This window comes from Halomicronema sp. CCY15110, assembly GCF_016888165.1.
In the GTDB taxonomy this organism is placed as follows: domain Bacteria; phylum Cyanobacteriota; class Cyanobacteriia; order Phormidesmidales; family Phormidesmidaceae; genus Halomicronema.
The window spans coordinates 1-365 of the sequence record NZ_JACSWC010000042.1 but is presented as its reverse complement, the minus strand read 5'-3'; the positions used below and the strand labels follow the sequence as shown (position 1 = coordinate 365).

General features: G+C 65.8%; 1 protein-coding gene. It reads left to right on the top strand.

Annotated elements, in window-relative coordinates; translation table 11 throughout:
* Window positions 1-365: LysR family transcriptional regulator (locus JUK32_RS00285; protein WP_204136872.1), on the top strand; the 365-nt coding region annotated here is incomplete at both ends.

Below are 365 nucleotides of genomic sequence, written 5' to 3'. Positions count from 1 at the left end.
TTCATTGCCCTGGCGGAAGAACTGCACTTTGGCCGCGCCGCCCAGCGCTGCGGTATCTCGCAACCGGCCATCAGCCGCCTGCTCAGCGAGCTAGAGGCCGATATACACGTAAAGCTGCTGCACCGTACCTCCCGCGAGGTGTCATTGACGAGGGCTGGCCAGGGGTTCCTCGACTCGGCCCGCAAGGCGGTAGCCTACGCCGATATGGCCGTGCGGGCCGCCCAGGCGGGGACGGTAGACGGTATCGATTCGCTGACCGTGGGCATGGTGATCGGCACCGAGCAGCCAACCGTGGGAAAGCTGATTGCCGAGTTCAAACGCGCTCACCCAGAAACCCGGGTGGCCCTGCGGCGCATGGACGAGCG